Annotated in this window: 15 protein-coding genes; 1 reads left to right on the top strand and 14 read right to left on the bottom strand. The window is 61.7% G+C overall.

What is annotated here, in order from left to right; all coding sequences use genetic code 11:
* Window positions 1–83: 83 nt before the first annotated feature.
* Window positions 84–1,508, bottom strand: a complete 1,425-nt coding sequence (ftsY, locus tag ACWXWJ_RS00165; protein ID WP_473963167.1) for a signal recognition particle-docking protein FtsY — start codon at window positions 1,506–1,508, stop codon at window positions 84–86.
* Window positions 1,509–1,587: 79 nt separating this feature from the next.
* Here ftsY and ACWXWJ_RS00160 point away from each other — a divergent pair, with 79 nt between their 5' ends.
* Window positions 1,588–2,883, top strand: coding sequence for an alpha/beta hydrolase (locus tag ACWXWJ_RS00160; protein ID WP_473963166.1), 1,296 nt, complete (start codon window positions 1,588–1,590; stop codon window positions 2,881–2,883).
* Here the strand turns inward: ACWXWJ_RS00160 and lysX are convergent.
* The 13 genes from lysX to ACWXWJ_RS00095 form a co-directional block, all read right to left on the bottom strand.
* A complete protein-coding gene (gene lysX, locus ACWXWJ_RS00155; protein ID WP_473963165.1) occupies window positions 2,852–6,103 on the bottom strand; it encodes a bifunctional lysylphosphatidylglycerol synthetase/lysine--tRNA ligase LysX in 3,252 nt (1,083 codons plus the stop codon). The genes ACWXWJ_RS00160 and lysX overlap by 32 nt on opposite strands.
* 22 nt (window positions 6,104–6,125) lie before the next feature.
* Complete coding sequence (locus tag ACWXWJ_RS00150) at window positions 6,126–9,713, bottom strand: hypothetical protein (protein WP_473963164.1); 3,588 nt, start codon at window positions 9,711–9,713, stop codon at window positions 6,126–6,128.
* Between the two features lie 21 nt (window positions 9,714–9,734).
* The gene (smc, locus tag ACWXWJ_RS00145; protein WP_473963163.1) at window positions 9,735–13,229 is read right to left on the bottom strand and encodes a chromosome segregation protein SMC; all 3,495 of its coding nucleotides are present in this window, start codon (window positions 13,227–13,229) and stop codon (window positions 9,735–9,737) included.
* A 28-nt stretch (window positions 13,230–13,257) separates the two neighbouring features.
* Window positions 13,258–13,659, bottom strand: a complete 402-nt coding sequence (locus ACWXWJ_RS00140; RefSeq protein ID WP_448307579.1) for a GtrA family protein — start codon at window positions 13,657–13,659, stop codon at window positions 13,258–13,260.
* 6 nt (window positions 13,660–13,665) lie between these two features.
* Entirely contained in the window at window positions 13,666–15,144 is a 1,479-nt protein-coding gene (locus ACWXWJ_RS00135) for an alanine/glycine:cation symporter family protein (RefSeq protein WP_473963162.1), read from the bottom strand.
* 99 nt (window positions 15,145–15,243) lie between these two features.
* Window positions 15,244–16,107 carry a bifunctional DNA-formamidopyrimidine glycosylase/DNA-(apurinic or apyrimidinic site) lyase gene (gene mutM, locus ACWXWJ_RS00130; protein WP_473963161.1) on the bottom strand — a complete coding sequence of 288 codons (864 nt, stop codon included), beginning with the start codon at window positions 16,105–16,107 and terminating at the stop codon, window positions 15,244–15,246.
* Window positions 16,100–16,834, bottom strand: a complete 735-nt coding sequence (gene rnc, locus ACWXWJ_RS00125; RefSeq protein ID WP_473963160.1) for a ribonuclease III — start codon at window positions 16,832–16,834, stop codon at window positions 16,100–16,102. The genes mutM and rnc overlap by 8 nt, the downstream gene beginning before the upstream one ends.
* 28 nt (window positions 16,835–16,862) lie before the next feature.
* Window positions 16,863–17,402, bottom strand: a complete 540-nt coding sequence (locus ACWXWJ_RS00120) for a YceD family protein (RefSeq protein WP_473963159.1) — start codon at window positions 17,400–17,402, stop codon at window positions 16,863–16,865.
* A gap of 18 nt (window positions 17,403–17,420) precedes the next feature.
* Window positions 17,421–18,155 carry a DivIVA domain-containing protein gene (locus tag ACWXWJ_RS00115; RefSeq protein ID WP_293789973.1) on the bottom strand — a complete coding sequence of 245 codons (735 nt, stop codon included), beginning with the start codon at window positions 18,153–18,155 and terminating at the stop codon, window positions 17,421–17,423.
* A gap of 59 nt (window positions 18,156–18,214) precedes the next feature.
* On the bottom strand, window positions 18,215–18,700 hold the full coding sequence (gene coaD / locus ACWXWJ_RS00110) for a pantetheine-phosphate adenylyltransferase (RefSeq protein WP_473963158.1): 486 nt from the start codon (window positions 18,698–18,700) through the stop codon (window positions 18,215–18,217).
* Window positions 18,701–18,710: 10 nt separating this feature from the next.
* Window positions 18,711–19,280, bottom strand: coding sequence for an RsmD family RNA methyltransferase (locus ACWXWJ_RS00105; protein WP_293789969.1), 570 nt, complete (start codon window positions 19,278–19,280; stop codon window positions 18,711–18,713).
* A gap of 19 nt (window positions 19,281–19,299) precedes the next feature.
* Window positions 19,300–19,533, bottom strand: coding sequence for an acyl-CoA carboxylase biotin carboxyl carrier protein subunit (locus ACWXWJ_RS00100; protein WP_293789967.1), 234 nt, complete (start codon window positions 19,531–19,533; stop codon window positions 19,300–19,302).
* A 26-nt stretch (window positions 19,534–19,559) separates the two neighbouring features.
* Complete coding sequence (locus ACWXWJ_RS00095) at window positions 19,560–21,725, bottom strand: ATP-dependent DNA helicase RecG (protein WP_473963157.1); 2,166 nt, start codon at window positions 21,723–21,725, stop codon at window positions 19,560–19,562.
* Between the last annotated feature and the right edge of the window lies 1 nt (window position 21,726).

Below are 21,726 nucleotides of genomic sequence, written 5' to 3'. Positions count from 1 at the left end.
GGTTGACTTAAAAAATTTTTTGTATGGAAGCTGCCCGGCGGGGTGGTTTTTCTACCCCAGCGGGGTTCTAGCCCACAAAGGTTCTAGCCCAAGAGTGCGTCCACGAAGCTTTCCACTTCGAAGGGGGCAAGGTCGTCCGCGCCCTCGCCAAGGCCCACCATCTTCACGGGCACGCCGAGCTCTTCTTGCACCTGGAAGACAATGCCGCCCTTGGCAGTGCCGTCGAGCTTGGTGAGAACCACGCCGGAGATGTCCACAACCTCGCGGAACGTGCGCGCCTGCATGAGGCCGTTCTGGCCGACAGTTGCATCCAGCACCAGCAGTACTTCGTCGACCTTGGCCTTCTTTTCCACCACGCGCTTGACCTTGCCCAGCTGATCCATCAGGCCGACGCTGGTGTGCAGGCGACCGGCGGTATCGACAAGTACGACGTCTACGCCCGCGTCGATGCCCTTCGCCACTGCGTCGAAGGCCACGGATGCGGGGTCTGCGCCCTCGGCGCCACGGACTGTTTCTGCCCCTACTCGACGCCCCCAGGTCTCTAGCTGATCAGCTGCAGCCGCACGGAACGTATCGGCCGCACCCAGAAGCACCTTGTGTCCCATACCGATGAGCACACGCGACAGCTTGCCTGTGGTGGTGGTCTTGCCAGTTCCGTTGACGCCCACCACCATGATCACCGCTGGTTTGCCGTCGTAGGGCATGGCCTTAATGGAGCGATCCATGTCCGGCTTGCAGGCATCAATGAGCGCTTCACGGAGCATGGCGCGAGCTTCCTGCTCGCTGGATACGCCATTGATTGCGATGCGCTCGCGAAGGTCATCAACAACCTTCATGGTCGTCGGGGTACCTAAGTCGGCCATAAGGAGGGTGTCTTCAATTTCCTCCCATGCGTCTTCGTCTAGGTCACCGGCGCTCAAGATACCCAGCACGCCACGACCGATGACGTTCTGGGACTTGGACATGCGGCCACGCAGCTTGCCCAGGCGCCCCTGCACTGGGGCGATCTCCTCGCGCTGCTCCGCTGGTGCGGGCTCTTCTGGTGCGGGCTCTTCTGGTGTGGTTTCTTCCACCGGTTCCGGTTCTGGCACCGGTTCCGGCTCGGGCGTTTCTACTGGTTCCTCAGTGGGTTCTGGTTCCTCAGTGGGCTCCGGCTCTTCAGTTGGCTCGGGTTCTGCCACAGGTGCCGGGGTGGGCACCGACTTCGGAGCTTCCGGTTCTGGGGTTGGTGCCGGTTCGGGGGTTGGTTCCGGAGTTGGTGCCGACTGCTTCAGCTCCTGGTCAGGCCGCAACTCCGGCTGCTTGGCTTCCCCACCACCAGCGGTGAAGTTGAAGCCACCCTGCGCCTTGTAATCGCCGCTGCTTGGCTTCTTCTGCTCGATCTCCTCCTTCTTTTCAAAGGAGACCTGCTTCGCCTTCTTCCGGCGTAGCCCCAGAACAACGAGAATCGCCACGATAATGGCAAGAACCAAAAGTCCAATAAGGACCCACATCACAACAGTATTCATAGCCTCCAGTGAATCAGAACTTCAGCATCGATGCCGACTCATATCTTGTTTTTCCACTTTCGGTCTAAGATGTGACTTCGTGCCTGAGTATGTTCGCAGCATCCCCCTCACCGGAACCTGGCCGGAAGTAATCACTTGGTTCCTGATTCTCAGTACCCTCATTGCGCTTCACTTTTCACTTCCCAACGATCCCCCGGGACGTCGCAAGAGGGCAATTATCTGGTCCATTATCGTGACCGTAGTTCTGACCTGTGGCGGCCTCGCGGCGTTGCTGTGGGGCACCACCACTCCGTGGTCAGAAATCGGAATACGCCTCGTGCTAGGCGCAGCCGCCATCATCCTTGCTGGAAACATGGCCGCATGGTGCGTAAAGGCGTCAATAAAAAAGATCTGGACGCTACTGCTCGTCGCGGTACTCGCCGTCGGCGGCGCGGCAGTGGCAAATCAGTCCTATGAACTCTATCCGGACGTCGGAGAGGTAGACCCAGTCGAGCTGCGAACCTTTAATAGCGTGGACGAACTCCCGAAAGCGCAGTCAATCCCGCTGAAGGAATGGCGCAAGGCACGGCATGACAACCTCCCTACGGAGGGCAGCATGCTCAACGTCTCGGCACCGAAGGAAAAATCTCAGTTTCACGCACGCGACATGCGCGTGTACCTGCCACCGGCCTGGTTCAGCTCCCCGCGGCCGCAACTGCCTGTGCTCGTGCTGCTGGCGGGCATTCCAGGAGATCCCGACCAATGGTTCGACACCGGTGACGCCAACACCGTCGCCCGCAAATACCAACAGCAGCACGATGGTGCGGCACCGATCATCATTTCTGCCGATGCGACGGGTGGAACATGGGAAAATCCAGTGTGCACCGACTCGAACAAGGGCAAAGTGCAAACCTACCTGACGGTGGATCTGCCCCACTGGATCCAACAGAACCTCTCCCCCAACCCCGACCAGCACACCTGGACCCTCGGTGGGCTTTCCTACGGGGGAACCTGCTCATTGCAGGTCATAACAAACCACCCGGATGTCTACGGCAGTTTCGTCGACATCTCCGGCGAGCGGACTCCCGACGACGGGATCGGACACGACTCCACTGTGCAGGACTTCTTCGGTGGATCGGAAGTGAGGTTCAAGGCGCACAACCCCGAGGACCTCATGAAGAAACACAAGTACCCGCGCACCGCGGGCATGTTTATTGCCGGGCGCGCCGACTCGGAGGCCACCAGCGACCTCAAGCACCTTCACAAAGTGGCAGTGAACGCGGGAATGAAAGCGAGCTACAGCGAGGTCGATGGCGGGCATAACTTCAAGACCTGGCGATCCGGCCTCAAACTAGCCTTTCCGTTTATTGTCCGCCGGGGTGGGCTGGAAAGCTAAGCACTCCGCGGATCGAGCGGCCGGTCAGCAGCATGATAAGCCGGTCCACGCCCAGGCCCAGGCCACCAGTTGGTGGCATGCCGTTTTCTAGAGCATCCAGGAAGGCCTCATCGACTTCCATCGCCTCCGGGTCGCCACCTGCTGCCTTCAATGACTGAGCTTCCAGGCGATCGCGTTGTTCCAGCGGGTCGGTGAGCTCCGAATACGCTGTGCCAAGTTCCACTCCCCAGGCCACCAAATCCCAGCGCTCGGCCACGCCAGGCTGGCTGCGGTGCTGGCGAGTCAATGGGGATACGCTCGTCGGAAAATCCGTGTAAAACGTCGGCGTAGTGGTTGTGCACTCCACCAACTGTTCATAGATTTCCTGCACAATCTCGCCTGCATCCCACCCCGGTTGGGTGGCAATGCCATGGGCCGCACAAAGCTCCAACAGCGTCTCGAACTCAGTATCCGGGGTGACAGCCTGGTCGACTTTTTCGCTAATGGCCCCGTAGACGGTCTTCACTGGGAAGTCCCCAGCGATACTCACCTCATTGCCCTGCGGATCCATCACCACTGGCTCGCCCCGGTAGGCAGTCGCGGCAGCTTGGATGATTCGCTGAGCCACCACCCGCATCGTCTCATAGTCACCGTGCGCCTCATACGCCTCCACCGTGGTGAACTCCGGGTTGTGCGTTGCATCCACCCCTTCGTTACGGAACACGCGTCCCAGCTCGTATACCCGCTCCGCCCCCTGGGTCAGCAACCGCTTCAAATACAACTCCGGTGCAATGCGCAGATAAAGATCCTGGTTGGCCGCATTACTACGAGTCTTAAAAGGTCGCGCATTGGCGCCACCGTGGACACGCTGCAGGATCGGTGTTTCCACCTCCACAAAACCCAGCCCATCCAAGGTACTGCGGATCGCGGCATTCACCACGCTGCGAGCACGCAGACGCTCATTGACCTCCACAATGCCAGCGCCCCGGCGCTGCAAGGGGTGCAGCCCCTTTGCCTCAATGTCGATACTGCGCACCAGCAGCGAAGGCTCACCGGAACGCGACTGCCCGCGAGTACCCGTCGCCGCAATCAGGTCACCTAGATCCAGTGCCCGGACACGTGCGCTGAGTTTCTCCTCCGGCGCCTCCACAATGATCTGGCACTTCCCCGACGCATCACGGAGGTCAATAAATGTCAGCGCACCGAAGTCGCGCTTCGCCACGATCCTTCCTGCTACCCGCAATTCCCCGGCACCGGTGGCGTCACTACCCTCTGCAACCTCGACACACTGAGTAAGGGCAAGGGCAGAACCATCATCGGCCCGCTCCGCGACAGGCCACGGCTCCGCGCCTGCCACCCGCAACGCCATGGCCTTCCTGATACGCACCGCAGTTTGCTCACTGGCGGACTTTTTATTGGCATCCGTGAGCTGCTCCACGTAGTTCAACGCCTGGGCAGCCTCCGGTTGGCCGGTGGCCGCCTGCTCACGGTGTGTCTCTTCAGAGCGGCTGAAAAGCGCACCCACCGTCGGCACGAAGCCCTCGGCAATGCCGGAGGCGAAACCGACGCGCGCCATCGACAGCGAATCCGGATAACACACATAACGTGGAATCCAGACGGGCTTGTACTTCTGGTTAGAGCGGTACAGCGTTTCCATCTGCCACCACTTCGACAAATACGACAGCACCCGACGCGCTTGCCTGCGAATCGGCCCCACGGCCACGGCATCTTCGCTGGCGAACAGCTCACGGAAAACAGCAAAGTTAAGAGAGAGCTTCTGCAGGTTCGCCTCTGTACACAACGCGACGATCATTGCCTCGACCGTGCCATTCGGTGCCTTAGGACTGCGGCGCATAAGGTCCAGCGAGGCACCGCTTAGACCCCACGGGATAAACGAAAGCACCGCCACTGTTTCTTCGCCCACCAGCGCCTCGGCCAACAGGCAGTCTTTATCCTGCGGATCGCCTAACCTTCCCAGCGCCATAGAGAAACCACGTTCGTCGGTGGTGTCGCGCCATTTGTCGGCAAGTTCTTCGACGTGCTGCATCTCTTCGGCGCTGAGCTCGCCGTGGCGGCGAATCCGCACGCGCACCCCAGCCTTGTGCGCGTGCGCCCGCGCTTGCCGAACCTCACGCAGTTCGGATAGGTGGAAGTGCTGTGTATCGATGACGGCCTCGTCCCCCAGGTGGATCGAGCTCAGCCCGTGTCTTTCGTAGGCTCTCGTTCCTGGTTCGGACGCCCCCATCACAGCGGGCACCCATCCAAATGACCGTGCGCGTTCCAACCAGGCGACGATTGCCTCATCCCAGTACCTGGGATCGCCAATCGGGTCAGCTGACGCCAGGCAGACGCCAGCCTCGATGCGGTACGTCACCGCTGCCCGGCCTTTAGGCTCATACACAACTGACTTATCGCGCCGGGTAGCGAAGTATGCCAGGGAGTCGTTGGCGTTGAAGCGTCGAATGAGGGCGCGTATGGCTTTTTCATCCTCGGCGCTGATACCGAACTCGTCACGGTGCGAGCGCAGCAACAGCAGCCCAGCCACCAGCAACACCAGTGCCGCGAGGGCGGAAACGAGGAAGCTCACGAACTTCGGCGGATGCCCGACTACGTAGGTGTGGTTAAACAGGGAGAAACCGGCGGAGTGGTTCAAAGCCCACAGTGTGCTCCATTCCGGTGCTAGGTCGCCGTGGAAGAAGTGCACCAGCACCAGGGCAATAAGGAAAACCGCAACGGTGCCTCCAAGCCACACCAGAAACGCAGTGAGGATTGCTCCCTTCACGGTGTGAGTGTAGAAGTCCCTGCGCTGCCGCAGCATCAAAATTAACAGCAGGAGCTGCACGCCCATGCCAGTAATAAACAGCGAGTGCGCCCACTGCGGGCCTTCGTCGAAGTACTGCGGCAGGCACAGGAGGATGACGTTACTAACGTTGAGAACCAGCAGCGCGGCAACCGCCACCACCCAGGCAGCGCGCTTTGCTTTGTATAGCCCGACTCCCAGCACCAATAGTGCGGCGGACCATGCGACGGAGGGCACCGGTACGGGGAGAAAGACGTTGTCCATCACCACCAGCAGGTGGCGGACGTGCACGCGCGCTGCCGTGGATATGCTGAGCACCAGTGCTATCAGGGCATAGGCGCACAGGATGGTGCCGATAAAACGCGGGAAGAACTCCGGGGTCGCTGCGTCAACCTGTGTTCTATCGCTTCTCCATTGAGCGTTTCTGCGATAAACATTCACTCAACGAATTATGCACTTCCACCTATACGGTTGGGCCAAACACGCCGCGCACCATCGCATCTGCCATCACAATATCTCCGGTTACCAGGTCCGGAACCAAGCGCGCCATGGCAGCCCATCCGGGGTAGGCACTGAGCAGCTTGCCGAGGCTGGACATCTTCTTGTGTGCGTACATGCGCGTAGCCAGAGCGAACACCATGGAAATCACGGGAGCCAATGCCCAACGGTTTTCCGGGTTGTCGGTATCTACTCCGTCGAGCTTGTCGAAGCGCACGCGTGCAGACAAGTACAGCTGACGGTTGGCTGCCTTGACCTTACGCAGAAGGGTTACGGCGGTCTTCATGAGCTCCGGATCACCCAGCAGCTCGGAGAGCTCCTGCCGCTTATTGAAAGTCTCAAACACAGCGATCAGGCGACTATTTTCTTCGCTCAAAGCTCCAGGCACCACACCGGCCTTACCGAAGAACATATCCAGCACGGCCTTTTGCTGCGCGGGGTCCATGTGCGCGATCTGCACGGTCGTGTTGTCGATGCAGGCTGTATCCAGGGACACATCGCGGCCGGTATCCACCGTTTGCACTACAGGTTGCCCGGCGATCTTCTTAAGCTCTTCTTTTAGGCGCTTGTCTTGTTCTTTCTCTTCTGACGCCCCCTCGGTATCCACCAGCGATAGGTCGCCCAAAACCTCAAGGGCTGCGATCCACGGGGTGTTCGAGCGTTCGACGTCGGCTCCCACCAAGGTGGAGTGAACCAGCCCGGACAGGATGAACTGGGCGGGACGATCCGCCGCGGACACGAGAGATTGGGACATGGCGTGGACGGACTCGCGGGGATTGTTCGTCAGCGCCGTACGCAGCTTATCCAGCACGTCGAAGCGTCCGCGCAGCCAGCCGGCCTGCACGTCCCACAGCGTGGACAAGGTGGCTGCGTCGCAGGGAAGCTGGTCGGACTCCCCCGCCAGGAAGGCAGAGAGCTGCACCCACGGATCAGTTTCGCCATCTAGTCCACTGCCTTCGGCGCCAGCACCGTAGTAGCCCTCGGCCTCGGCAACTGCACTGTGCGGGCCGGCGGCGACGGGTGCGCGAAGGTAGTTAAAGCGATCCCGGCCGAATAGCTGCACGCTCAAAGGACCTGCGCCCACTAGATCTGCGGGAAGCTCGCCGTGTGCGATGGCCGCGCTCCCCTTGGGGGCGGCAGTCAGTTCCACGAAGGATGCCGCTTGCCAGGGGGCGGTGTTTGGCCACACCCAAGCTCCAGCACCTGGGGCGCCGAATTGCACAGGCACGTCCTCGGAATCACTCAGAATACGCAGCGTGGAGCCATCGACGTCGGCCGTGTAGTTAAAGGCAGGCACGATGCGCGCCAAACGCACACTCACGCGACGGTCTTCGACAAACTCCAGTTCGATGGATCCAGAGGCCATCGTGGCTAGGGAGGCTTCTGCACTGGCGAGGTCTACGAACCAGGTCACCTCGTCGATGGTTTGTAGTTTCAGGGTGCGCACCGGCGCGCCGTGGTGGTTGCGGATCACTACGCGTGCGTCCCCCATGAGAGCCAGGTTTTCCGCCTTCGAACCCATACCTGGGCGCAACCCGGGGCGCACGCGGAACCGGGTTTGGGTGTCGATCGCACGGGCGGAGATTTCAATGGGATCGGTGCGCCACATCGGGGCTTCGCCCCGCATCGTCAGTTGGTAGCGCAGTCGGGAAGGCTTCACGATGACGGGCAACGCGTCGCCGGCCTCGGTCTCCACGACGGTCGTGCTAAAGCGATCCGTGGGGCCGAGTTTCTGCGGCGAAATTTTCTCGAAGGGCTTTTCCCCTGGCATCAAGCGCACTGTCACGGGGCTTAAGCCTCCAGCCATGGGCAGGCGGGTTTGGGTGCTGGGGCCGCCGAACTCCATCTCCAGAGAAAGCCCCTCCACCAGGGCGTATTCGTGACGGAAGGATTCGTTGCGGGGGCCACGCAGACGCACCAGGTACTCGCCCACCCAAGGGCTATCCCACGCCTCGGGGTCAAAGACGTCGAATACGCCGCCTTCCGCTGGCACTTCCAGCGGTTCTTCCTCAGATACCGCCTCGCCGGTTTCGCCTGGTCCCGCATAAGACGATACCGACAGGTACCAGATCTCCTCCGCACCGGAGATTGTCGGTGGGAACTCTACTTGCAGGCTTTCGGAGTGGATGACCTTACCGCTAGTGGTCTCCACGCCACCGACCACGTCATCGGGCTCCACGAACTGGGCGCGCTGGCGCGGATCCACCGCGCGCACTCCAGCCATGGAGGGGCTATGTTCACCGGGCTTGGCGATGTGCAGACTCAGGCATTCGCTGAGGTCCAGCAGGCGAATAACCCAGCCGCTCCAACTCTTCATGGGTTGTTCTTCCATCACCGGGATGTCCGCCCCGGTCACCGGATCCACCGCCGTGGTCTCGGCGGGCACGACTACATAGACCTGTTGGTGGTGCAGGGACACGCGCCCTGTCAGGTCCGCGCCGCGAATGGTGAATACCAGTACTGGATCTTCGGTATCGACCAGCGGCAGCTGCCAGTGCTGGCCGTCGTTGGCGTTGCGAACGCTCACCTTGCGCAGCGGCTGGCGGACGGGAATATCCAGGATCTCGGAAACCGCCCTCCCGGCGTTGTCGGCGTGCATCGTGCGAAACGCCGCGGGCGCACCATCGAAGTCGACTCGCCAACGCACCTCAGTGTGTACCTGTCCCCCGGTTTCCAGGGACTGTGCGGGAAGTCGCAGCACAACGCGCTGTCGGAGTGTGTCTAGCTGTAGGCGCGGCTGATCTTCGCGGTGCGCCACTCCCACGCTATGACGCCGATCCTGCGTGCCTACCGGCCTTTCCCGCAGCTCCTCAATCACATCCTCCTGGATGAGTGCCGGTAGCTCCACTGGCGGGAGGGTGTATTCCCAAGTATCGGGGTGGACAGCGGCATGGGAGACGACCTCCACGATCGGAGCGATCAGTTTCTCTGCGGTCTGAGGCAGCGTGGCGCACAGTGGACCAACTTGGCGGGGTTCGTCAGCCAACTCGGCGACGATCCCCTCGGCGATGCTGGAAGGGGTTGCATCGGTGTCTTCCGCCCGTCGATTTTCCACCAGCTCGATCAACTCGGGCACCCAGTCCGAGGCAATGCCAACGTGAGCGAACAAACGTCCGAGTTCGCCATCTGGCCCTCCGGATACGGCATCCATCGGATCCAGCCCGGCGGCGGAAAGCAGCTCTGCGAAGCGTCCCTCGATCAGTTGGGTACGTGTGGGCGTCGGCTCCAAACCAAGGCCGTACCAGTACTCCGCGGGCAGCTCCGAGACCTCATTGAACCGCGCGGCGCGGGACAGCAACGTGGCAATCGTCAGCGCGGGACATGCCTGCAGCAAAGCCTCTTCGGTGGAACCAGCAGCGACCTGGCGGGCGATAAACGTGCCAAAGAAGCGACTCAGTCGCTCCAGCTCGTCGCCGTCGATATCCAGTTCTACGAAGAGTTCCACCTCCGCCAGCTTCCCGGCGAGAGCCGCCTCGGTAGACGAGGCCCATGGCAAGAGGGAATCTTGTAGGTCGGAGATTGGACTGGCTGGAATCTTCTCACTGGAACTCACGCGACCATCCTACGCGAGGGCTCAGCCGGTCTTCTCGGGAGCCATCCTCTGCGAAATCACCCTGGTCACACCGTCGCCGCGCATGGTCACGCCATAGAGAACATTCGCCACATCCATGGTGGGTTTCTGGTGGGTAATCACGATCAGCTGCGAATCCTTCCGCAGCTCCTCGAACAGGGCGATCAGGCGCCGCAGGTTCACGTCGTCCAGCGCGGCCTCGACCTCGTCCATCACGTAGAACGGACTCGGGCGTGCCTTGAAGATGGCCACCAACATCGCCAGTGCCGTCAGGGACTTCTCGCCACCCGACAGCAGCGACAGGCGCTTGACCTTCTTGCCCGGCGGGCGGGCTTCGACCTCAATGCCGGTAGTCAGCATGTCATCCGGGTCGGTCAGCACCAACCGGCCTGCGCCACCCGGAAACAGGGTGCTGAATACCTGCGGGAAGGCCACCTCAACGTCCTCCCACGCCTCGGTGAACAGCTGCAGGATCGTGGCATCCACGTCGGCGATGACCTCGTGCAAGTCATTGCGAGCCCGCTCCACATCGTCCAGCTGCTGGGCCAGGAAGCTGTAGCGTTCCTCCAGCGCCTTGAACTCCTCCAGCGCCAGGGGGTTCACCTTGCCCAGCGAGTTCAGCGCCTTCTCCGCCTTCTTTAGCTCGGCCTTGGTGGCGGTCGCGTCGAAATCTTCTGGCAGTTCTTCGGCCAGTAGCTGCTCGGCGGTAAGCCCCAGCTGCTCCATTGCACCCGCCACGGCTTGCTCGATCTTCACCTGCGCCTGAGTACGCGCCAGCTCGGCGGTGTGCGCGTTGTCGTTCATTCGCCCCAGCTGCGCGGTCAGGGCAGAGACCTTGTCGCGCTGCTGTGCCATCGTGGTCTGCCACTGCTTGTGCGCTTGCTCGGTGTGCGAGCGGTTGGTCTCGGCGGTGGCCAGCGCGTCGCTGATTCGGTCGGCGATTCGCTGCGCCTGCTCGCGCACGCAGGTGGCCATTTCGCGCGCGGCGGCACGGCGTACTTGTTGCTGTTGGTGGTGCTTGCGCGCGGCCTCTTCCGCCCGGGCTTGCCGCCGTAGGTTCTCAGCCTTGCCGCGAGTGGATTGGGCGCGCTCCTCCGCCGTGCGCTGCGCTAAGCGCGCCTCCATTTCCATTGCCTTGACCTGTGATAGATGCAATGCGGCGGCATCGCGCTCAGCCGACGAGGGTTCGGTGGTGTGTTCCTCGTCATCGACTCGCGCCACGCGATCGGCCAGCTCGTCGAGCTGTTCGGTGGCCTGTGCCAGGCGCTGCTCGGCGGACTGTTGCTCGGCGGTGCTGCGCTCAAGTTGGCGTTGTGCGGCCTCGCCCTGTTTTTGCAGCGCACTGAGGCGCTTGGCCGCCGCATCGCGCAACGCCCTGTGTTCTTGTTCTGCCGCACGCGCCGCAGCCGCGGCAGTACGTAAATCACTTGCCGCATCGAGTGCGCCAGACAGCGCTGCCTGCAGGTCGTCTAGTTCCTTCTTTTTCTTGGTGACGCCCTCTGTTTCCGCCGCGATTCTATCCGCCAACTCGACAGGGGTCGTGCCGCCAGAGCCGCTGGCGACCCAGCCGGCGCCGTAGACGGAACCGTCCTTCGTCACGGCTCGCAGGCGCGGGTCGGCGGCTACAACCTTGCGTGCATCACTGGCGCTGTCCACTGCCACAACATCCACCAGCAGAGCGGTCAGGGGCCGCAGCAGATCGTGGGGAACGTCCATCAGGTCAAGTAGCCATGTCCCCGCAGACACCTCGGTTTCCAGGCGGAAGGTTGCCCCCGTCCCCTCTGCACCTTCTGGAGTCGTAGGATCCAACAGCACCGCGCGGCCTTCGCGGGCATCAGTGAGGGCGGAGATGAGGGCGTCGGAAAGAGGGGCGACAATTCCCGAGCTCGCCGCATCGCCCAACACTGCGGCCGCGGCGGCACCCCATCCGTCGCGAATATGCAGGTGCTCGGCTAGGCGGCGAGTAGCGATGCCCTGCTTGTCGGCAGCGCGGACGACAACCGCAGCGCCATCGGTGGGGGTCAGTCGGTCTTGCCAGGCGGCGATGGTGGCTTCGGCGGTTGCAATATCGCGCTCTAGTTGGAGCTGCTCGGCGCGGAGTTGTTCGGCACGCTCTTCTGCTCCGGCGGCCTCGCGGTCGGCCTGGGCGCGGGTTTCCTCCAGGTCGCCCCCGGAGGCCTCGGTTTCGCGCAGAGCTTCCTCGGCTTCCGTGATGTCTTCTAGCAACCCGTCGAGAGTTTCCTGTTGCTCGGCGGCGCTATCCTGCAGTCGCTCGACCTCCGCGACGGCGTTGTCGCGCTGAGTAGCGGCGGCCTCGTGCTGAGCCAGCAGGCGAACCACGCCCTCGCGTCGATCGGCGATGGCGCGGACTTGTGCAAAGTGTTCTTGCTCGGCAGCGCGAGCTGCTTCCTCGGCTTCGGCGACCTGTTCGGCGATGGTTTCCAGTTTTTCGGCCGCGATCTCGACGTTCTCTTCAAGCTCCGCCTGTTCTTCGGCGGCGCGCTCGGCACGTTCCAGCAGCTCCTGCGGGTCCGGACCGGACCATTCAGCAACCTGAGCCTGTTCTGCACGGTCGCTGGCAATACGCAGAGTGGCGGAGTTCTTTTCCTGCACCGCGGATAGCCGGTACCAGAGGTTCTTCGCCGCCTCGGCTTCCTCCAGGGCGGTGCGCAGTTCCTCTTCCGTCACGGCGAGTGTTTCGCTGTGTTCCTCCAGCTCCGCCTGTACTTCGGCGCGCTGTTCGGCCAGTAGCTCACTGCGGCGCGTGGAATCGTTGAGTTCCTCTGATAGCTGCTTGACGTTGTGCGCGGCCAGCTGCACGCGTGTACTGCGGATGGTGGCCTGTACCGCAGACGCCTTCTGCGCAGCTTCTGCCTGCCGCGCGAGTGGCCCGAGCTGTTTGCGCAGCTCATCGGTCAGGTCGTGCAGGCGGTCGAGGTTGGCCTGCATGTTAACGAGCTTGCGCTGCGCCTTTTCTTTTCGACGCCGATGCTTCAGCACACCCGCGGCCTCCTCGATGAAGGCACGGCGTTCTTCGGGGCGGGATTCCAGGATCTGCGATAGTCGGCCTTGTCCGACGATCACGTGCATTTCGCGGCCGATGCCGGAATCGCTGAGTAGCTCCTGGATGTCCATCAAACGGGCTTTAGCTCCGTTGATCTCGTACTCCGAGGCCCCGTCGCGGAACATGCGACGGGTGATGGAAACCTCGGAGTACTCGATGGGTAGTTTGCCATCAGAGTTGTCGATGGTCAGTGTGACTTCCGCGCGCCCCAGTGGCTTGCGGTCCCCCGTTCCGGCGAAGATGACGTCTTCCATTTTCCCGCCGCGCAGGGTCTTCGCCCCCTGCTCCCCCATGACCCATGCCAAGGCATCCACGACATTGGATTTTCCGGAGCCATTTGGCCCCACCACGGCGCAAATGCCTGGCTCTAGTTTCAGGGTCGTCGCGGACGCGAAGGACTTGAATCCTTTGAGCGTCAACGACTTTAAGTGCATTGCTTGATGCTATCAAAGCGATCCGGCGCTAAGCAGCTTCCTGCGCCCTAAACACCCAAGTGTTTTGCAACACGAAGTTGAGAACCGTAGCGACGGCCTGGGAAACGAACCACGACCAGAACAGTGCGTGTGGTAGATCTGCTCCCCAATGTCGCATCAGAGCATCTACGACAACTGCTGTTATGAAGCAAATGGTGTAAACCACCGCGGCACGAGCCTTCTCAGCTCCTGAACGATCCCCCTGGAACGTGAAAAAGCTGTTGAGGTAGTAGGCAACCGTGCTTCCCACAATGTAACTGCAAGCGCGCGCGACGAAGCCAATGACTCCGAGATTGAGCAGCAGTGTCCTCGTCCCGAAGTCGAAGCACGCCCCGACCACGCCGACAAGCGTGAACGTAGCGAGTTTCCTGGTAAGTGCAGGCGATTTCATCCGCAACTAGTTGGTTATTGCTCCGTTATGAGCCTCGCGGCGCTGGCACTCCGGGTCCGTGCCATCCCAGCACTCGACGTTCTTAAGCTCCGGCAGGCTGTCGCGGTGGAAGATCGGATCCAGGCCCGCGGCCTTCTGCTGGGAGAAGTCGCGCAGCAGCTTGATGGCCACACCACCCAGCGGAACGATTGCGCAGAGGTTAATCAGGACCATCGTGGCCGCAAAAGTGTCAGCCAAGGACCACACCAGCGGCACCGTGCCGATGGCACCGCCGAAGACACAGAGGACAACAAGTACACGGAAGGTATTCAGCTTCGCCTTGGACTTGGTGAAGTACTCCACGTTGGCTTGGGCAAGGTAGTAGTTGCCCAGCACAGAGGAAAACGCCAGGAAGAACAGAATGATCGTGATGAAGTGAGTACCCCACTCGCCTACCTCGGCGGACAGTGCACTCTGAGTCAGGTTGGCCGTCTGCACGCCTTCGCCGTAGGCCGGGTCAGAAAGCAGAATGATGAAGGCGGTGATGGTACAAACAATCAGGGTGTCAAAATATACGCCCAGAGTCTGCACCAGGCCCTGCTTTACAGGGTGAGACACAGCAGCGGTAGCTGCTGCGTTCGGGGCGGAGCCCTGGCCGGCCTCGTTGGAGAACAGACCACGGCGCATGCCGTTCATGAACGCTGCGCCCAAGGTGGCACCGGCGATCTCCTTGATGCCCAGGGCGTGCTCGACGATCGTTCCGAACATGCCCGGAACCTCAGTGATATTCATGGACAGCACCACCACACCCAGCAGAATGTAAGCGGTAGCCATCAGCGGCACGATCACCTGGGTGGCGTTGGCGATACGCTTCACGCCACCGAAGATCACCAACGCGGTCAGCGCGGCCACCAGCAGGCCCGTAGCGATCTTCAGCCAGGTGGCATCGGGCGCAATATTGGGGTTCAGGGAGTGCAGGGAGGAACCCGCGGCCTCCGCGATGGAGTTGGTCTGCACGGCATTGTACACAAAGCCATAGGTGATGGTGATGGCGATGCCGAAGATTAGCGCCAGCGGCTTCGCTCCCAGCCCCTTCGTCATGTAGTACGCCGGGCCACCGACATACCCCTCCTTGTCGCGGGACTTCCACAGCTGAGCCAAAGTGGCCTCAACAAAAGCGGTTGCGCCGCCGACCAGGGCGACTATCCACATCCAGAACACTGCACCCGGTCCGCCGAGGGTAATCGCGATGGCCACACCCACCACATTGCCTGTACCCACGCGAGACGCCGCAGAGATACTGAATGCCTGGAAAGCAGAGATGTTCTCTCCACTCTTGCCCACCGCAGGTTCCTTGACTGAGCGGAACATGTCCGGAATCATGCGGATTTGCACTACCAGAGTGCGGATGCCGAAGTACGCGCCGGCTGCGAGGAGGAAGACGGGGATGATCTTCCACACATTTTCGTTGAGCGTATTCGCCACGAAATTTTCAATTGTTTCCATGGCGAGAAATTTACCTGAAACGAGTGCCAAAAATAAATGCACGCGCCTATTTTTTCACCCATCACCGCAGTTCAGGAAGTTCTAAGTTATGTCAGTCCCCTAGGTCTGACATGCCGCACAATAGTGTGTGGAACGCCCACCGACAACAACCCGCTTGATCGGCTCCCCGCACCTCTTGCAGGCTTCGCCTCCGCGCCCGTACACGTTCAGCGAGCGCGAGAAGTAGCCGGACGCACCGTTGACGTTCACATACAACGAGTCGAAGCTGGTTCCGCCCTGTTCAAGGGCACGTTCCATCACTTCTGCTGCTGCATTGAGAACGCGGTACAGTGTCGGTCGGCTAAGCAGCGCGGCACTGCGTCGGGGCCGCACTCCAGCCAGAAACAGCGCCTCGTCCGCGTAGATATTGCCGATTCCCGAGACGACCTCTTGGTTAAGCAACACCGTCTTAATAGCCGCGCGTTTGGCCTTCATCCGTTCCACCGCCAGCGCGGCATTGAACGCAGGTTCCAAAGGATCTGCGGCAATGTGCTGGACATTGCGGGGTAAAAATTTTTTTGACGCCCCCTCGGTCTCCTTTGCCCACGGGTCTGCCACGGCCTTTTCCAGTCGCCACTCGCCGAAGGTTCGCTGATCCACGAAACATAGCTCGCGGCCGTCCGAAAGTCCGGCCCGAATGCGCACATGTCGGGACTGCACCTGGCCGGGCTCGGCCACGAGCATCTGGCCACTCATGCCCAGGTGCACTTGTACGAGGAGATCTTGGCCAAAATCCATCCACAAAAATTTTCCGCGGCGTTGAACGGCGGAACAGGTGGCGTCACGAAGAAAAGAAACAAGCTCCGATGGATCGCCGGAGCGAACGGCGCGCGGGTGACAGACCTCAACGTCGGTGAAGCGACGGCCGACCAGGTGTTCTTCGAGGCCGCGGCGGACGACCTCTACTTCGGGTAGCTCAGGCACGCTCGTTGAGCTTCTGCACGGCCTGCTTGGCGGCAGCGTGCTCGGCGACCTTCTTGGTGTGGCCTTCGCCGTGGGTGACCAGGTCGCCAATGGTGACGGTGGCGTAGAACGTCTTATCGTGCTCCGGCCCCTCGCCGCGTACCTCGTAGGCGGGCAGCGGCAGCTTCAGTTCAGAGAGCTTCTCCAGCAGCACGGTCTTCCAGTCCATGTTTAGGCCAGTGGTGGGAGCCTCGGTAATCATGTCGGAGAACAGGCGCAGCACTGTGGCGCGAGCAATCTCAAAACCGTGGTGCAGGTAGATCGCGCCGAGCATGGACTCTACGGAGTCCGCCAAAATGGAGTGCTTGTCCTTTCCTCCGGTCAGCATTTCGCCGCGTCCGAGCAGGATGTACTCCCCCATTCCCAGGCGGCGGGCCACACCGGCCAAGGCGTACATGTTGACCACTCCGGAGCGCATCTTGGAGATGTCGGATTCCGAGCGATCGGGGAACTGACGGTACAGCTGCTCCGCAACGGCCAGGCCAAGCACGGCATCGCCCAAGAACTCCAGACGCTCATTGTTGGGCAGGTTACCGTTTTCATTGGCGAAGGAACGGTGCGTCAGCGCCAGACACAAAAGGTCATCCGGAAGGTCCACGCCCCAGGCTGCAAGCAGCGGGGTGTGATCGGACTTGCCGTAGGCGGCGTTGAGGGCGGCCTCGCCGGTTAGTCGGCGTTTACGAGCCATGTGGTTTTATATTGCCTTTCTCGATGCTTTAGAGGTTCTTGAATTTTTCCAGCCCGGCCCAGCGCGGGTCCGGACGATCCTCTTCCTCAGCTTCCTCGCTGATGCCATCCGGTGCCGGGGTATCCTCGCGGCATTCGGCGCCAAAGTCCGTGCACACGGGGCTAAAGGGTGCATTTAAGCCAGCTTCGTCGATCACCAGCTGAGAGATATCGATGGCATTGTCGTGCACTAGCAGCGGCTCGTCGACGTCGTCCTCATCATCGGAGCTGTCGTCGGTGGTGATGAAGTCCGGGGTCAGGCCGAACACATCGCTGATGGAATATTCCAGGGTGGTGGAAAGCTTCTGCAGGCAACGGGAGCACGTGCCCGTAGCTTCACCGCTTACCTGCAAGGTGGCCATAATCGCCTCGCCCAAGTTCGCCAGGGTTCCATGAACTTCGACGGGCGCGCCCTCGGCTACGCCCAGCATGTTGCCGCCCCACGGTACTGGTGACGCCCCCTGGGCGTCGACCGGCTCGCTGAGTCCAGTTGGGATGTCGCCGACTGCAAGAACGAAGGGGTTACTCATACCCCTATTTCTACCCGTCTAAAGCTGTTGACGGTAACCGTGGGGGTCGCCGTCGTTCTGATAACCGGAGGCGCCGGCGCCCTTGCGCAAAGCGGAGCGGTCACGATTGACGGTGCGCAGTGTGGTGGTGAGGGTCTCCTCGAAGTCTGCCAGGGTGGAATCGACGTAGCGGTCGCATTCGGTGCGCAGGCGGTCGGAGTCCGCGTGGGCGGATTCAATGATGCGCTTGGCTTCGGCCTGTGCATTGCGCACGACTTCCGACTCGGAAACCAAGCGACGCTGCTCGGCCAGACCTTCGTCGACGGAGCGTTGGTAGCTGGCGTTACCTTCGCTGACCAGGCGCTCGGCCTCGTCGGCGGCACGGCTGGTTACCTGGTCATACTCGCGACGGGCATCGCTAACAAGGCGATCTGCCTGATCCTCAGCCTGCGCGACGGTGTTGGTAGCGCGCGTCTGGGCGTCGTTGAGAATCTGATCAGCCTGATCCTGGGAGTCCTGGACGATGGCATTAGCTTCGGAGTTGGCGTCGGCGATAGTCGCATCGGCTTGGTCGCGGGCGTCGGCGATGATGTCATCGCGGTGGTCGAGGACGTCCTGCGCATCATCCATTTCGATGGGGATTGCGTTGCGCATTTCGTCGAGAATGTCCAGCACCTCGCGGCGCGGAACCATGCAGTTAGAGGTCATGGGCACGCCATAGGCCTGCTCCACCATTTGCTGTAGGTCATCCATACCCTGGAATGTCTTGTACATGGCCTCCACTGTGCCATCACTTGACCTCAAGTACAGGTTTAGACACGGCTTTGCGTGCGTTAGCCGCGGAACTTCTCCTCCACCGCAGAAACCACCGGCTCGGGCAGCAGACCGGAAACATCACCGCCGTACTTCGCCACTTCCTTGCACAAGGTGGACGAAACATACCCATACTCCGGGGAGGTCAGCAGGAAGTACGTCTCCGCCCCAGAAAGGCGCTGATTCATCTGCGCCATCGGCAGCTCGTACTCGTAATCCAGGGAGCTGCGCAGCCCCTTGACCATCGCCTGAATATTGTTTTCCTTTAGGTAATCCACCAGCAGTTTGTCCCAGGTATCCACAGTGATGTTCTGCGGGCCGTCCGGGATAGCGGCGATCGATTTTTCGATCAACTCGATACGCTCTTCAGCGGTGAACAGGCCGTTCTTGTTCGGGTTATATGTCACCAGAACAACGACCTCTTCCCAGTTGGCCGCAGCACGGGTGAAGATATCCAGGTGACCCAGCGTGATGGGGTCGAAAGATCCAGGGCAAACTACTCGCATGGCACCTAACCTAACCCTCGCCCCGCCAAATCGCCATGTCGAAGCGGGCAATGCCATAGGTACGTTTCTTCAACTTTTGCCCAGTCGGTTCAAAGCCCTCCGGCCACGCGGTCTCTGGTGAGGCACTATTGCGTTCGACCACCACCACGGCGTCCTTCGTAAGAACCGGAATGAGAGCTTCCACCATCTCGGCAACAGCCTCATCGGCGAGCTCGTAGGGCGGGTCGGCCAGCACCATGGTGTAGTGATTGCGCGGTGCTGCGGCTAGGAAGGATGACGCCTTCGCCTCCACTACCTGCAGCTTCGCCTCAGGCACGACGTGGGCATTGTCCTTGATCACCTTGATCGCCGCGGCGCTACTATCCACCAGCGTGACCTCCTTGGCTCCACGGCTGGCAGCCTCCAAACCGAGGGCACCGGAACCGGCGAAAAGATCCAGCACTACTTCATCAACAAAGCCGAAGCGAACCTGCAGGGAGGAAAACAGGCCTTCGCGGGCGCGGTCGGAGGTGGGGCGCGTGCCCGCCGGAGGAACCTTGATGCTGCGTCCGCGAGCCGTTCCAGAGATGATGCGTGTCATTGCTTTGCGTTCAACCTGCCTATTTGCTTACTGCTGTGTCTTCTGGCGCTTCAACCCTTAACAGGACGTCCCCGCCGTGCACATCCACATAGTCCTGCGAGTTGCTTCTGCGCACCACGCCAGGCCCCGGCGCGAGGACGGGCGCTTCCAGCTTTAGCGATTCCACCGTGCACAAAACATCACCCGTGGCGACGGCATCACCGTCGGCGACGAGGAAGTGCACGACTCCCGCAAATGGGGCACAGATTTCCATGCCCCAGAGTCTAGCAACTGGGGTGACTAGTTCCTTTCGATGAAGTCCTGATCGTCGATCTCGATGTCCACCACCAAGGAGCGCGCTAATTGTTCGTCGTAAGCCACCAGCGCTTCGGCGTAGTCGCGGGCCGACTCAATCACCTCGCCGTCGGTGCTGAGGTCTAGCAGACGCGCCCTCCGCGCCGACCGCCCCGACTGGTCCTGGCCCAGGATGTCTCCTTCGGTGCGCATCTTCAGGTCTTCCTCCGCCAGGCGGAATCCGTCGTTGCTTTGCGCCACCACCTGCAGGCGGTGGAAGGAGGGGCTATCCGGCGCGGCGGTGGTGTGCAGCAGGCACAGCGAGTCCCGGCGCCCGCGGCCGATGCGCCCGCGCAGTTGGTGGAGCTGGGAGAAGCCGAAGTTCTCTGCCTCCAGGATCATCATCATGGAGGCGTTGGGTACGTCCACGCCGACCTCGATGACGGTGGTGGCGACCAGCACGTCGATCCTCCCAGCGGCGAAGTCCTGCATCACCTGGTCCTTGTCGGCGGGGTCCATCTTGCCGTGCAGCATCGCCACTCGGCAGCCGGGCAGTTCCTCGGTGGCGATCCGCTCACACCATTCCTCCACACCGGAGCGACCCTCGATGCGGGGCGCTACCACGTAGGCCTGGCCACCGGCCTTGATCTCCTCGCCCATGCGCTCCCAGGCGCGCCGCACCCAGCGGTATTTGTCGGCGGGTACCACCACTGTTTCGATCGCCCCGCGTCCGCCGGGCTTGCCGACCAGCGTGATGGGCGTCAGGTCTCCGAACATCGTCATGCCCACAGATCGCGGGATCGGGGTGGCGGTCATGACCATCATGTGCGGGGTCGCATCCACCGGCGCGGATTCCCGCAGCTTGTTGCGCTGCTGCACGCCGAAGCGGTGCTGCTCGTCGACGATCACCATGCCCAGACGGTAGAACTCCACCGAGTCCTGGATCACCGCGTGCGTGCCGACCACAATGTCGGTTTGGCCGGAGACCAGGTCCAGGAGCGTGCGCTGCTTCTCGGCCTGCTTCTGACTGCCGACCAGTACGGATACTCGCACGTCGGTGTTCTCCAGCATCTTCACCAGACTGCGGGCGTGCTGCACCGCCAGGATTTCCGTCGGCGCGATGAAAGCGCACTGATAGCCGGAGTCCACGGCCCAGAGCATGCTGATCAAGGCCACCATCGTCTTGCCGGAGCCGACCTCACCGTGCAGCAGCAGGTTCGCCGGGGTGGTTCCGCCCAGACGGGAGCCGATGTCCTCCAGCGCCATCTTCTGCCCCGCGCTGAGGTCAAAGGGCAGCCCCGCGATCAGCTTTTCCACGTTCTCACCCGGCGCGAGCGCCATGCCGGTGCGCTTGGTGGCGTCATTGCGCCGTAGAGCCATGACCAGCTGCAGCTCGAGCGCCTCGTTGAACTTCAGCCTGCGCCGAGCGGGTTCGGGGCCGGCCTCGCTCGGCTGGTGGATGTGCCGTAGTGCGTCGGCGAAGCTAATCAGCGGGCGGCCCTTTCCATCCGTGGGCCAGGCGGGCGCGCCGGGGTTGCGGCGCGGGAGTGGCAGGAACTCACCGGGCTCGTCCATGACCCGCAGTACGTGGTCCATTACTCCCAGCATCTCCGCGGTGGAGGTGCCGGGGCGGCGTTTGTAGCCGGCCATCCACGGCTTGGCCAGTAGCTCCTGGGCGGCGGTCTCGGAGCCCATGACGTCCACGATTGTCTTTAGCGGTCCGAACATGCCGAACTCCGCATCCAGGGCGGGCAAGATGGATACGTAGCTGGGGTTCTTCAGCTCCCATTGGCCGTTGAACTCGGAAAGCTTGCCGTGCAGCAGCATCATCGAGCCCCGCTTGATTCGCTTCCGGTGGTAGGCCACGTTCCCGAACAGCGCGGAGCGGAAGCTCCGCACGCCGTCGGTGAAGGTGAACGTCAAAAATTTTCTGGGTCCACGCCCGGAGTGGTTGTCTTTCTCCCCTACGCTGAGGATCTCTCCGGCACAGGTGTACTTCTCTCCCACACGCAGCTCGTCCAGCCCCTGCGGAGAGCCGAGCCGCGCGTAGGTGACGGGGAAGTTCAGCACTGCATCGGCGATGGTTTTGATGCCGGGCTTGTCGGCCAGCCGCTTCGCGCGGTCGTTGGAGATCGCAACCGACAGCGGGCGCGAGTCCTGCCACCCCAGCATG

Source organism: Corynebacterium sp. p3-SID1761 (assembly GCF_055862885.1).
This window is presented reverse-complemented; position numbering and strand designations above follow the sequence as displayed.

Bases quoted from the DNA above. Each gene is read 5' to 3' on its own strand.
- ftsY (WP_473963167.1), bottom strand. From the start codon at position 1,508: ATGAATACTGTTGTGATGTGGGTCCTTATTGGACTTTTGGTTCTTGCC.
- smc (WP_473963163.1), bottom strand. From the start codon at position 13,229: ATGCACTTAAAGTCGTTGACGCTCAAAGGATTCAAGTCCTTCGCGTCC.
- ACWXWJ_RS00140 (WP_448307579.1), bottom strand. From the start codon at position 13,659: ATGAAATCGCCTGCACTTACCAGGAAACTCGCTACGTTCACGCTTGTC.
- ACWXWJ_RS00135 (WP_473963162.1), bottom strand. From the start codon at position 15,144: ATGGAAACAATTGAAAATTTCGTGGCGAATACGCTCAACGAAAATGTG.
- rnc (WP_473963160.1), bottom strand. From the start codon at position 16,834: ATGGCTCGTAAACGCCGACTAACCGGCGAGGCCGCCCTCAACGCCGCC.
- ACWXWJ_RS00120 (WP_473963159.1), bottom strand. From the start codon at position 17,402: ATGAGTAACCCCTTCGTTCTTGCAGTCGGCGACATCCCAACTGGACTC.
- ACWXWJ_RS00115 (WP_293789973.1), bottom strand. From the start codon at position 18,155: ATGTACAAGACATTCCAGGGTATGGATGACCTACAGCAAATGGTGGAG.
- coaD (WP_473963158.1), bottom strand. From the start codon at position 18,700: ATGCGAGTAGTTTGCCCTGGATCTTTCGACCCCATCACGCTGGGTCAC.
- ACWXWJ_RS00105 (WP_293789969.1), bottom strand. From the start codon at position 19,280: ATGACACGCATCATCTCTGGAACGGCTCGCGGACGCAGCATCAAGGTT.
- ACWXWJ_RS00100 (WP_293789967.1), bottom strand. From the start codon at position 19,533: ATGGAAATCTGTGCCCCATTTGCGGGAGTCGTGCACTTCCTCGTCGCC.
- ACWXWJ_RS00095 (WP_473963157.1), bottom strand. From the start codon at position 21,725: ATGCTGGGGTGGCAGGACTCGCGCCCGCTGTCGGTTGCGATCTCCAAC.